The sequence below is a fragment of the Acidithrix sp. C25 genome (genome assembly GCF_904848545.2).
Window position 1 is genome coordinate 1115852 of record NZ_CAJHCI020000001.1, and the last position, 12685, is coordinate 1128536.

Below are 12685 nucleotides of genomic sequence, written 5' to 3' on the forward strand. Positions count from 1 at the left end.
TGCGAAGTTGAAGGACATACCCGCATTTCTCAGTGTACCTACGGGTGCACTAGCTTCGCGTAACCGGGTATCAGTTCCTCAAGAACATGTCAAGAAGGCAAGGATATCGGCATAGTCCTTCCATCCGGGCAAATCTAGCGAGATCATGTTGGGACACGCCTTTTCGAGCGCTTCGCATTTAAACTCGGTATCGGCTCGGGCATAAATCTCGGTAGTGAAAATATCTACATGTCCCATGCGATCACAGATGTAGATCAAGTTCACTCCTGCTCAGAGCAAGTGCATTGCCTTAGTATGACGAAAAACATGGGGCATTATAGCTTCCGAAACGATTGGTTGCACCAATCGTTTCGGAAGCTGCGTATTTGTCGAGAATATAAGCCATCGCTACTCGAACTGCCATCGCCTCTTCATGTCGGATCCCCCTATCATTGTTCACGACGGGGGCGGCAAACAGGTCAACCGTTTACCTTAATTCTGTAAATCACTATTTTTCAGAGCAGTATTCACTTCGCTGGTTTTGCGTACCAGGCGGCGGGGATTAGGGCAGGACCGAAAACCATAGCGGCGGTAGAATAGCATCGCCGCATCATCGATGGCATCGACAACTATAAACCGTGCCGCAGCTCTAGTGGATGCGTCCACAGCCCTCTCCAGTGAATCAAAAAGAACTGACCACCCAGCTCCTGACCTTGAAGGGAGTGATCTAAAGCCAGTGGAGCCAACAAGATCGCTGGGATTACCTAGGACGAACCGTGTGCGATTCCCTTCGGTGCCTCGACTCGACGCAGGAGATGGGCAGCCAAAGTGAAGTAGCCGACAACCACCGAAGATGTCGGATCGACCCACACAAAGGTTCGTCCGCTGTTGGTGGCCTCGGCATGACGGGCGAACCGTCGGAGCCAATCATCGAGAGCCGAACTTCCACAATCAAAAACATCGAGTTTATGATCAGCCGAAAGGTGCTCCGACTGGTATTGGATCACCTTCGGATAAAGTAGCGAGGATGGCTTGTAAGCTCATGTAGAGCACTTGGCACTTCGTCAGGAGCATCGAGTGCTGCAATAAGACTGTCAAAGAAGTCCGCGGGTATGAGTGTCTCCCGTTCAATAACAAGCTCCTCCTCCTCTGCTGCCCTTGTCGCTGCTTGCACAACGAAACTGGTCACTGACTCACCCCGAGCTACTGCAGCTCGGCGAATCAGTTCCGCTCCTCTGACGAGACTCGCATCTCCATCCGTTCCATAAATGCCATACCGTATAGCATACGGCACCTTTTTAGCCTGCTGATATTGTTGCGGCAGAATCCGCTAATAACTAACCATGAAATACATCGAGAAACCTCCGCAGGCATAAATGACCTTGCCGATAGCCGGATTCCCACTATCGCTATGCACTTGGTTAGGCAGAATCCCCACATGACGCATCCAGGGAAGAAGATGGCCAAAGGTGAGGGATAGATTGGCAACTCTGCACCAAGACGAGTCTTTCTTCTTGGATCCGGCTTTTCAAAAGCAATTTCTAATCTAATGCCTGATACAAATGAATTGGGATGATTGCTTGCGGAAAACCTGGAGATACCGTCGAATTTTACGCGCGGAACCTTCGAGGACTGGCTATCGCGACTTGTTGAGTTTCAGCCAGATGTGCCACATGCAGATAACTTTCAACGCCAAAACTACTTTCACCAGATAGTCGAGACCATCGGCATCCCACTCAAGGAAAACAAAATGAGGTTGTCGTCAGGAGGGAGCTTTACAATCGTGGTTGTCCCGATTCGTTGTCCTTAAGCGCTTCTGGCAATCAACCTTGATTTCGTTCACAGTCAGGAACGCAGCAACTGACATCGTTGGACGCAGGCCTATTAGGCAACTACAAGCCTCCAATTAGAGCTAGACCACGTTAAAAACTGAAGAGCCATAAATGAGATCTCGGCCTTGCGGGCAGACGTAGGAAACCTAGAGGTGAAGCATAATCTCGACTCTTTTCTCAACTAGTGCTCCCACGTGGAGACAGATTTCTCCATGGTCAAAAGCATCTGAATCGGTTGGGATCAAACTCTTAGCTACCACACATGGGACGACCCCGAATGTACAAGTCAAGATCCCGGAATCGAGATTGGTTGCACACAAAGTGGGTCTATCAACAAAGAGACAGTGAATACAACGATCTGGGCTGTGAATAGGCAGATAGGGGTAGCTACGGGTAATACGTATTTTGCGATCTGGCAGTGCTACGCCGGGGAAATTAGTGCAGAACAAGAGAGAGACTCCTTGTTGCTCCCTGTGAGTGATGATACTACCTGTGTAAGGGCTCGTATCGCCTGTTTTGCACTGACCTGAGCTGGGAAAGGACAAGGTTCAACAGGTATTGGGACCGGTATTTCCCTGTTGCCATTTTGACAGAGAACGGATCGTTCGTACTAGCATCGTTCATCTACCAGGAGTCCTACCATTTGTCTTCGATGCGTCAGGTCTTAAGCGAATTGGATGCTCTGGAGATAAATAGGGACGAGCCACTTCCCTCCACGGGCGACTGAAGGCATGACTATCGCACCGGGAACACCAATGGACGCATTGGCATCTATCGGGCATCAGGAGAAAGCGGCACCAAAACTTTGACGCCATAACGACGCAATAGGCCGCCTGGTTACAGGGATCCCGGTCAAACAGACCCTTTGGTCAAAATTTTCTACCTCAACCCATGGATCAGCCAAAACGCAACTTTTCCCAATAGAGCCAAACATCCCAAACTAGCCACTTTATGTCAGCCAAATGTCATCCAAAATGACGGCCACTGCCCTTGGACTCCTTTGTCTTACGACGAAGCTGCCGCCTAAGTTGGAGGATACGAACTGAACCCAACGCTAGCGTCATCAACACGCCCAGGATAACTGAGCCAAGGATTGCCACCGAGAGCGGGAGTGTGCCAGAAAAGGTGAGAATGCTCACCTTCACGTCCTTAGGATTCTGAAAGACAAACACCAAGATAACCACCAAGACGACCAGTGCGGGGAGTAATCGTACCCACGCCCTCGACGCTCGAGTCGACAAGATAACCTCGGAAATAGGAGTTACGTGTGAACTAGGCTCAACTACATCCTGGCTTTGGACAACTTGTTGCTCTGGCTCAACTGCAGGTATGTCATCCTCATGATCTGATTGGTTTCCCATCAAAAGCCCCCAATCTGCCCCTAAGGCGAGACGCATCAAACCAAAAGAGCCTCTGCGACCGTTCTTGCGGACGAACGACATTTACACTCCTCATTATACGGCATGGATGACCCGATCAATGAGGTTGTCCCTATCTTTTGATGATTGACAGCAGCCCACTTTTACCACGTGAACCTCCCCGCCCTTACGGACGGGGCTTCTGGCTCCGCCGTTTGGTTGGGGTTACCAAGCATCGCTCCCGTCACGCCACCACGACCAACTGGTCTGGTACCGATGAATCGGTACTGGTGGATGAGTTTGCTAGCTTCGGCTTGCTAATCTGAGTTGCCTCAGACAAGGCCCGGTTCTGGGCACTACTTCGGGCTCTGGCCTTGCGGCACTGCACCTTGGGGTGTGCTTCACGTTGATCAAGTGACCAGCGCTCGACAGCCCGGAGATACGTGACTCGGACTTTTATGTCCGGTCCAATTGGAGTGTATTCCCCGCATAACGCCTTCTGGAGGATATTGATCGCTCCTACAGCGTCTCGATGACAAGTAAAACCACAAATAGGGTTCTTGCATCGGTAGGGCCGACCTGATGGTCGATTGCGTGTCAAGCACGCTGGACAGGTCTTGGTTGAACCTGATTCGTTCAGGAAATCTAGGTCTAATCCGGTCTTGTCTTTGAGGTAGCGTTCCTGTCGACCCCTTGACCACTGGGAGAGTTGTTGACGACCGTGGCGGCCCATGCGCCGCTTGGACTTGGTCTCCTTCTCAATACCCCTCACGTCACCAACTATAACTCTGGCGGTGTTGTGGCTAATGACGTGATTGGCCGCCTTGTTGGAAACCTGATGATCAAAGTCACGAAGCGATAGCTTTGCTTTGGAGTTGATCTTCTTCTTCGCAGTTACCAGCCTTTTATGCTTCTTAGATCCATTCTTGCACTTGCTGATCTTGTGCTGTAGTTGACCGACGGCCTTGTTTCTTTGTCGTTTGATAGCTGGAGCTTCGCGTCCATTGATAATCGTTACGTCTATGGTCTTGTCATCTACCCAAGTAGCTAGCGCCATAGAGTTGATGATTCCTTCGTCGATGGCACTCAAAGCATCACCCACCGAGACTTCTCGGAGAGTCTCATAAGGGATATGCAGACTGAATCGTCTTTTATCTCGATCCCAGCACAGTTGAATCTCACCCCATAGCCCAGGGTCAACCTCTTCGCCAGTTGCAGAATCTAAAACGGTGGGAATAGAAAGATCTATACGCGGACGGCCCCTACCTAGTGACAGGTGGAGTTGACCTTTGGAGATACGCCAGCCAGAGTTCTTCGAGAACGATAGAGGCCGGTAGTTCTTCTTACGCCAAGGAGATCGGATCTTCATACCCTGCATGCGGTTTACCCTAGCTGTGGTTATGGCCTCTGAGAGATCGTGAGCGATTGTCTAAAGTGGTATGGGCGTGTAATGGACGGTCTTGGCGAGGTATCGAGTTGAGAAACCCTTGAATGTCGTACTTATTAGGAGAGCGCTTGGCTTTCCATTCGCCATGGACCCAATTGACCGCTTGGTTCCATAACAGTGCTGCCCTATGGCACGAGTCATGGGCTAGACGATAAGAGGCCCCTGTCAGAGTGACGGGCACGATAGCTGTTGTATACTCTGTGCTTCTACTAGCCATTTGATAACTAATATAGCATTATCTACTAAGGACTATATTTCACTACATGACGATGATTGGCGCAATGGAAGGCATGTGGTATATCAATTACATGCACACATCGTCTTGGTACCTAAATATCGACGTAATGTCATGACCGAGAGAGTTAGTGACGAGATCAGATCTGCCCTCATTGAGGTGTGTACTCGTTTCGATTCCACCTTCGATGCTTTCGAAACAGACGGCGATCATGCCCACCTACTGATCACCAACGCAGCTACTGATCACCTACCCACCTACTGATCACCTACCCACCTACTGATCACCAACGCAGCTAAAGTTGCCCTGTCGAGACTGGTGATGTCCATGAAGACACTTATCGCCATGAGAGTAAGGGCAAAGAACTGGCCGGAAGTCCGAGAGGCTTTGTGGGGGGAGCACTTTTGGTCGCCCTCCTAGTCGATAGTGTCTTGTGGTGGAGCCCCATTAGAGGAAGTGAAACAGTACATAGAAGACCAGAAACTCCCAAGAGGTAAATCAGGTAGACCGAAAAAGAATTAGGTCGCTTGACCCCTCCCTTACGGAAACCGATTGCGCTCCCGTTGGTTCAAAAGGATCGACTACGAAAAAGTGTTCATACCCCCGGAGAGCTCGCGATAAAAAAGCTTTATCATCAATAAAGGGCGTTTGGAAATCGCAAAACCTATCTGACGCGTTTGTAAATCTCCACAAGATATCGACCCATCGACCAAGTTGATTGATCAATCAAGTAAGTGGCACCGTTTGATTAGAAATTGAGGCCGTTCGAATTCTGACCACTCAAACCACTTTCCACAGCCAGTATTTAGAGCCACAGCCAATATCTAGAGCCAATAATTCGGCGAGGGATTGAGTTGCCCTAAAGCTTCTCAGCCCAGTAGCCCTCCACTCGCATCGTCAAGACAGAGGTCACTAAATCTCATTATAGTTTCAAAATCCCACTCAATATCAAACGATAAGAATCTCAGCTATATGATTTGGCGGGCCGCCACATTGTCGTTACAACATGCCCCGATGGAACAATGAAACTACCATGAACGCTAAAGCCGACACTCTTATAACGTTCATTGTTGGCTGGATTAGTCGACTCAAGGTATGCACAAGCACCAAGCTCATCTATTCGAGCCAAGTTCTCGCGCAGAAGAGCCATTCCCATACCGTGACCCCTGTGTTGATTGTGCGTGGCAAGCAGGCTTAAGTAGTAGTGTGGCTCAATGGGATGAGATTCTGCGAATAATTCGTTGATAGCAATGATATTGTCTGCATCTTTACGGCCCGCAATCTCAACAAGGAACTCTTCGAAGGCAGCTTCCTCCTCGCTCGTGAGCTCTACGCCGCCTGGAGGAATCCAGATCGCAACCGATTCGATGTGTTCAGTGACAAAGGTCCAGGGGTATCGTCCCGCCGAAGCGCTAAGTAGTCGCCAGAATAAAGCCGCCTGTTGAGCTCGGCGTGTAACATCTGGGAAAACGGGACCCCATAACGGATCGTCGAAAAAAGCTAAGGTGAGGGTTTCTACGATCCCATCGAGATCAGACAAAGAAGCTACACGGACGCTACTGAGGCTGTTGACCATCTCTAAATCAACTTGTTCATCTCTATCGATTTGGCTGCTATCTTTTCCTTGCATCTCTAAATCCTACCTCTTTGACCGTCGACGTCATGGGAAACTTGCAGTTGGATCTAGACCAGCGACTCCCCTCTCTAAAGAAAAACCAAAACCAATGAGAAGCAACTACGCGCTTTCAAGGCTGATGCCGATTCATAATCAAGCTGAAACCTAGGTCACCCCAAGCCACGACTCAACCACATCAACTACAAAACAATCCTTAGAAAGCCTGACCAACATCTACGAATTGACCTGTTGTGCAAGTTCACCTATTGCACGAATTGACCTGTTGCACTTGGAGTTCCTCACCAAATTCCTTCGCCACTATGGACGCTCCCCTACTACATGTCCATGGTCGCTCGCTCTAGCCAGTCGTCGAGAAGAAAGAAAGATCCAAACGTTGTTATTTCTTGTACACGTTCGATAATTTCTGTATGAATCAGCCCTCTGCGTGAGTCAACCTTATGCGTGTACGACTAGTTCGCGCGTATAGCCAGTTCACGTCAACCTTGTCACCGTAAGCCTTGTCCTCAAGGAAGGACCAGTGAATCACAATGCTCAAAACTGCTAGCCGGCTTATCGAAGCCTTCTCAATGACAAGAGTGATGAACGTGGCTAAATCTTGCTCAAAACACCAACTAGCTTTGTTTACCTTTATCCCGTTGGAGAGATCGCAGCTGGAGAAATCGCAGCATTTTTAAGATCTCCCATTCAAAAGAACACTCATGAGATGAATCACAATCTCAATCAAGTGCGCTCTCTTTGGATTAGACTATTAACTAAAAATATCTACAAAATGAGAAATTATGGATAATGATAAATCAATAATGATTTCTAACCCAGGCGGGATAGAAAGATCTGATTTGATATCGCTAATTAAGGAATTAGCTGCCAAAATCAACCACCGATCAATCGCAATAGTTGGACCGGACTTTTCTCGTCTGCACTCTAAAAGTGGCGAAATTACTGATATTATTCACCACATCTTTGGAGATCGAATCAAAGCGATAATTCCGGCTCTTGGCACTCACGTTGGAATGAGTAACTTCGAGAAAGAGACGATGTATCGCTCCTTTGAACCAGCGAGCTTTATCGATCATGACTTTATCCATCAGACAGAAGTTGTTGGTTCCATCTCTCAAGACGTCGTTGAGGAAACTATGGAGATGGAAGGGCTCTTTGATCTTCCAATTTCCATCAACCGCCACCTCCTATCAGACGAATTCGACCTCTTCATCTCTATCGGTCAACTATTGCCACATGAGGTCATTGGAATATCGGGTGGGGTGAAAAATGTCCTGGTCGGACTCGGAGGAAGGCCAACTATTGAGGCTAGCCACTTTCTTTCAGCCCTTTGGGGAATTGAAAGGACTCTAGGAAACCCAAAGACAGCTGTACGCGACCTTCTAAATAATGCAATTGAAGTATTACTACAAAAGAGCGCTCCGATACTCTTCGTAGACACTGTGCTCAACCCACAGGCGGAGGAGTCCAAAAAACTGACCTATATCTCTTTGTCGTTAGCCACTGGGGATAGTCCGAGGGATCGAGGCTTCGAGGAAGGAGCCCGGATCTCAGCTCAAACGAATATCTTTGATCTCCCGCAAAAGCAATCGGAGATCTACGCCTACCTTGATCCTGCGATATACAAGTCGACTTGGATAGGCAACAAGGCGATCTATCGAACCAGACTTGCCCTAGGAGACGATGCAACTCTTAAAATATTTGCTCTGGGTATCGATCGATTTGGAGAAGAGCAAGGGTTGGAGTCGATCATCAAGAGATATGGCTATCATGGCAATGAAGCGATAGAGTTGATGCGCAAAGATGGCGTGCTCGAGGGCAACCTTGCAGGTGCTGCTCATATATTACACGGCTCCACCTTTGGTAGATTCAAAGTCGAGTACTATGCACCGCTTCTCGGACGCAAGAAGGTAGAGGGCGTAGGCTTTAGCTTCATCGACAGTGATGAGGGGTTCAAACAACCGAGCGAGAGCAATCTCTTTGAATACGACGAGAACGGGTGCATCCATATCTTTCAACCAGGAGTCGCACTCTGGAGGGCTAAAGATGTCTAATCGTCCTTCAATCTTAGTTATGGGTGTTAGCGGCGCAGGAAAGTCAACTATAGGCAATGTCCTAGGTGAGCGTCTTGGATATCAATTCATCGATGGCGATGACCTCCACAGCCCAGATGCTATCGCCAAGATGCAAGGTGGCACGCCCCTTAATGACGACGATAGAACAACTTGGTTGCGAAAAATCCAGGCAAAGATTACCCAAGCGAACCAAAGCGGCACCCCTGTGATAGTTGGTGCATCGCTTTTGAAGAAGAAATATCGCGATTTAGTAGTTAGCCAAGCCGACCCCAGACCGTTGATGGTTTTGCTCTCAATTCCAATCGAGGAGTCGCTCTCAAGATTATCCGCTCGATCCAATCACTTCATGCCCGCCACACTAGCTCAATCCCAATTTGAGATATTAGAAGAGTCAGATGATCTCTTGAAGATCGATGCAACTTCACCAATAGATGCCCTACTCGACTCCATAACCACCGAATATAAAATGAGGATGGTGAACTAGTCGAAAAAATGTCAATATGGCAATCTAAACAACATTACTGACAAATGGAGCAATAACGCGAAATTCGACTAACCGTCACTCTTTTGACGAGAACTCTATATTAACGAAAGATCGACAATCTTCATTTAGCCACAGCCCCGCTACGACGAACCTTCACGGATGGACGAGCCATGGCGCATGATCGAAATGCGATTATGGCGGAACCCATCCAGCACGGCCCTTATTCGGTAAGTCTCTTATTCAGCACAGCCAAACCGACGTCACTGTCTCGCTGAAGGTACCATTCAACGACTTTCATCGAAATGAGCCAAGCTAACCCACTGCGCGAACGGATTCCCTGGCTATAAAGCGCGTTGCGATGAAGATCTTTTCAGCATCTACCTGGTTACCATTGAGAATCGACATGAGGCTAGAAGTTCCAACCCGACCCACCTCGGCTATCGATCGTCTCACCGTAGTCAACGATGGAGTCACATATGAAGAAAATTTGCTATCATCAAATCCAACCACAGAGAAGTCCTCTGGCACACGATAGCCAGCGTTGACAATCGCCTTCATGGCCCCAATGGCCATCTCATCATTTAAACAAAAGACAGCAGATGGAGACACGCCAACAGATAGCAATTTCGTCATTGCGCTAAACCCACTCTCCATAGTGAAGTCACCATCGGCCATTAGGTCACCTCGAATTGGAATGCCGCTATCCGAAAGAGCGCTAAAGTATCCTTCACGCCGCTCAGTCGTTGCCTGAAATCCTGGAACGCCGCCTATTAGAGCGATCTCACGATGACCACGCTCAATTAGGTGCTCTACTGCGTTATATGCTCCAATTCGATCGGCAGAGAGAATATTTACGAGATTATCTACGGCGACATTTCTATTGAGAACTACCAATGGAATCCCTCTGTCCATCGCGTAGAAGATGAAGGCGTCATCCTTATCGGTCTGACTCACCAAGACAATACCATCGAAGCGCTTCGAATCCACCCAATCGAGTTCAGTGTGCGAATCCACCCCATTTACCACCAAGTTGTATCCAGGCTCCATGGCTAAGGTAACTCCGCTTATGGTTTCATAGAAAAAGTCAGGTGAAGTAGAACCCCCGATCGTCGAGAAGATAAGGCCGACGTTATACGACTTATTTTGGACAAGGCTACGTGCACTGTAATTTGGGACGTAGTTGAGCATCTTCGCGGTTTCTACGATCTTCTTCTTTGTTGCAGGACTAATCAAGGGACTGTCGTTCAGGGCACGAGAGACCGTGGTATGGGAGACGTCTAGCAACCTAGCGATGTCTTTTATAGTTATGCTAATTTGTGATCCAACTTTAAACTTGTAGAGATCCTCAACTATATCTCCTTAACAACGAGACCATCTTACCTAAAACCGCTGACCTAATTCCCCGATCCATTCGCTACAACACTCCATGCGCTGGCCAAATAGTCTCGAAATAACTACCTAGCCTCTAACGCCTAAAGCCACAGTAGTCCACCGGTTCAGTCGATCTCTTTGCGTCAAACCCTCTCTGTCACTTTTGACCTGTAGTTCATTTAAAGGATTAGAACTTTCAGGGAAAAATCAAAGATCAATCCCTCCAGCCCACAAATCAAAAAGACTATCGCGAAAGGCTCCCACAAAATTGAAAATCCGACGGCGTCGTTCAAACCCCAAAGATCGAATTGGCCCTATCCAACCTTTTTTATAACCGGAAAGGTCACCACATCCCGCCAAAACCACCCGCCAAAATGATCATTCTCATGCCAATCACGCAATCGATCCAGCCAAACATCGCCCTTAGTGTTGCCGCTACGAACCAGATCGTGACTTGGGGATGTAGACAGTGGCATTCTACCCTTAGACCAGGTTATCTACAAACTTCGGCGCTCTATAAAATTCGGCGCTCTGCTACCAAGAGGTGTCGTTCTAAGATCAAGATGAGTCCTTAAGCTAACCACAAACTCCCCTCAGATAACCCATGAGGAGCCGACCGACCTCAACCCTTACAAAGCACTTGGCTCATGCAAGCACTTGGATCATGCCAGCGCCAGGTCTCACTTGGTAGTAAAGGGCTAAAGGAACCGAGGCTCGCGGGGTATCCAAGCTCGTTAGGTGATTAGGCTAAGACGGCAGTTCTACCAAATGTCTAAGACCACCACCACCCTTGGTGTTCGAGGCCAATTATCAGAGTTTCTTCAAGGATTGAAGTGATACTTGATCAATCCTAAAGTATCACGTGAACCTCCCCGCCCTTACGGACGGGGCTTCTGGCTCCGCCGTTTGGTTGGGGTTACCAAGCATCGCTCCCGTCACGCCACCACGACCAACTGGTCTGTTGCCGATGAATCGGTACTGGTGGATGAGTTTGCTAGCTTCGGCTTGCTAATCTGAGTTGCCTCAGACAAGGCCCGGTTCTGGGCACTACTTCGGGCTCTGGCCTTGCGGCACTGCACCTTGGGGTGTGCTTCACGTTGATCAAGTGACCAGCGCTCGACAGCCCGGAGATACGTGACTCGGACTTTTATGTCCGGTCCAATTGGAGTGTATTCCCCGCATAACGCCTTCTGGAGGATATTGATCGCTCCTACAGCGTCTCGATGACAAGTAAAACCACAAATAGGGTTCTTGCATCGGTAGGGCCGACCTGATGGTCGATTGCGTGTCAAGCACGCTGGACAGGTCTTGGTTGAACCTGATTCGTTCAGGAAATCTAGGTCTAATCCGGTCTTGTCTTTGAGGTAGCGTTCCTGTCGACCCCTTGACCACTGGGAGAGTTGTTGACGACCGTGGCGGCCCATGCGCCGCTTGGACTTGGTCTCCTTCTCAATACCCCTCACGTCACCAACTATAACTCTGGCGGTGTTGTGGCTAATGACGTGATTGGCCGCCTTGTTGGAAACCTGATGATCAAAGTCACGAAGCGATAGCTTTGCTTTGGAGTTGATCTTCTTCTTCGCAGTTACCAGCCTTTTATGCTTCTTAGATCCATTCTTGCACTTGCTGATCTTGTGCTGTAGTTGACCGACGGCCTTGTTTCTTTGTCGTTTGATAGCTGGAGCTTCGCGTCCATTGATAATCGTTACGTCTATGGTCTTGTCATCTACCCAAGTAGCTAGCGCCATAGAGTTGATGATTCCTTCGTCGATGGCACTCAAAGCATCACCCACCGAGACTTCTCGGAGAGTCTCATAAGGGATATGCAGACTGAATCGTCTTTTATCTCGATCCCAGCACAGTTGAATCTCACCCCATAGCCCAGGGTCAACCTCTTCGCCAGTTGCAGAATCTAAAACGGTGGGAATAGAAAGATCTATACGCGGACGGCCCCTACCTAGTGACAGGTGGAGTTGACCTTTGGAGATACGCCAGCCAGAGTTCTTCGAGAACGATAGAGGCCGGTAGTTCTTCTTACGCCAAGGAGATCGGATCTTCATACCCTGCATGCGGTTTACCCTAGCTGTGGTTATGGCCTCTGAGAGATCGTGAGCGATTGTCTAAAGTGGTATGGGCGTGTAATGGACGGTCTTGGCGAGGTATCGAGTTGAGAAACCCTTGAATGTCGTACTTATTAGGAGAGCGCTTGGCTTTCCATTCGCCATGGACCCAATTGACCGCTTGGTTCCATAACAGTGCTGCCCTATGGCA

At 48.8% G+C, this 12685-nt stretch carries 10 protein-coding genes and 1 pseudogene; 4 read left to right on the forward strand and 7 right to left on the reverse strand.

Annotated features, from left to right (window positions below; genetic code table 11):
- Positions 1-743: 743 nt before the first annotated feature.
- Together ACIDITHRIX25_RS91405 and ACIDITHRIX25_RS91410 are read right to left on the reverse strand one after the other, a co-directional pair.
- Complete coding sequence (locus tag ACIDITHRIX25_RS91405) at positions 744-986, reverse strand: hypothetical protein (RefSeq protein WP_052604213.1); 243 nt, start codon at positions 984-986, stop codon at positions 744-746.
- Complete coding sequence (locus ACIDITHRIX25_RS91410; protein ID WP_052604214.1) at positions 983-1273, reverse strand: type II toxin -antitoxin system TacA 1-like antitoxin; 291 nt, start codon at positions 1271-1273, stop codon at positions 983-985. Before ACIDITHRIX25_RS91410 ends, ACIDITHRIX25_RS91405 begins: the two co-directional genes overlap by 4 nt.
- A gap of 903 nt (positions 1274-2176) precedes the next feature.
- On the opposite strand from ACIDITHRIX25_RS91410, the gene ACIDITHRIX25_RS91415 reads away from it, so the two are divergent.
- Positions 2177-2341 (forward strand): hypothetical protein, encoded by a 165-nt coding sequence (locus ACIDITHRIX25_RS91415; protein ID WP_213333414.1) that lies wholly within the window; start codon positions 2177-2179, stop codon positions 2339-2341.
- 435 nt (positions 2342-2776) lie between these two features.
- Here ACIDITHRIX25_RS91415 and ACIDITHRIX25_RS91420 read toward each other — a convergent pair whose 3' ends face one another.
- Together ACIDITHRIX25_RS91420 and ACIDITHRIX25_RS91425 are read right to left on the reverse strand one after the other, a co-directional pair.
- Positions 2777-3253 (reverse strand): LapA family protein, encoded by a 477-nt coding sequence (locus tag ACIDITHRIX25_RS91420; protein ID WP_052604216.1) that lies wholly within the window; start codon positions 3251-3253, stop codon positions 2777-2779.
- Between the two features lie 160 nt (positions 3254-3413).
- Positions 3414-4538: a zinc ribbon domain-containing protein gene (locus tag ACIDITHRIX25_RS91425; RefSeq protein ID WP_201732504.1), complete on the reverse strand. Its 1125-nt coding sequence runs from the start codon at positions 4536-4538 to the stop codon at positions 3414-3416.
- Between the two features lie 295 nt (positions 4539-4833).
- Here ACIDITHRIX25_RS91425 and tnpA point away from each other — a divergent pair.
- Positions 4834-5271 (forward strand): annotated as a pseudogene (gene tnpA / locus ACIDITHRIX25_RS91430) (IS200/IS605 family transposase).
- Positions 5272-5815: 544 nt separating this feature from the next.
- Here tnpA and ACIDITHRIX25_RS91435 read toward each other — a convergent pair.
- Entirely contained in the window at positions 5816-6481 is a 666-nt protein-coding gene (locus tag ACIDITHRIX25_RS91435) for a GNAT family N-acetyltransferase (protein WP_200891318.1), read from the reverse strand.
- Between the two features lie 785 nt (positions 6482-7266).
- Between ACIDITHRIX25_RS91435 and ACIDITHRIX25_RS91440 the strand changes: the two genes are divergently transcribed.
- Together ACIDITHRIX25_RS91440 and ACIDITHRIX25_RS91445 are read left to right on the forward strand one after the other, a co-directional pair.
- Complete coding sequence (locus ACIDITHRIX25_RS91440; RefSeq protein WP_201732735.1) at positions 7267-8538, forward strand: lactate racemase domain-containing protein; 1272 nt, start codon at positions 7267-7269, stop codon at positions 8536-8538.
- On the forward strand, positions 8531-9043 hold the full coding sequence (locus ACIDITHRIX25_RS91445) for a gluconokinase (RefSeq protein ID WP_052606921.1): 513 nt from the start codon (positions 8531-8533) through the stop codon (positions 9041-9043). The genes ACIDITHRIX25_RS91440 and ACIDITHRIX25_RS91445 overlap by 8 nt, the downstream gene beginning before the upstream one ends.
- A 312-nt stretch (positions 9044-9355) precedes the next feature.
- Here ACIDITHRIX25_RS91445 and ACIDITHRIX25_RS91450 read toward each other — a convergent pair whose 3' ends face one another.
- Both ACIDITHRIX25_RS91450 and ACIDITHRIX25_RS91455 read right to left on the reverse strand, forming a co-directional pair.
- Complete coding sequence (locus ACIDITHRIX25_RS91450) at positions 9356-10396, reverse strand: LacI family DNA-binding transcriptional regulator (protein WP_349632149.1); 1041 nt, start codon at positions 10394-10396, stop codon at positions 9356-9358.
- A 953-nt stretch (positions 10397-11349) separates the two neighbouring features.
- Complete coding sequence (locus tag ACIDITHRIX25_RS91455; protein ID WP_201732736.1) at positions 11350-12474, reverse strand: zinc ribbon domain-containing protein; 1125 nt, start codon at positions 12472-12474, stop codon at positions 11350-11352.
- Between the last annotated feature and the right edge of the window lie 211 nt (positions 12475-12685).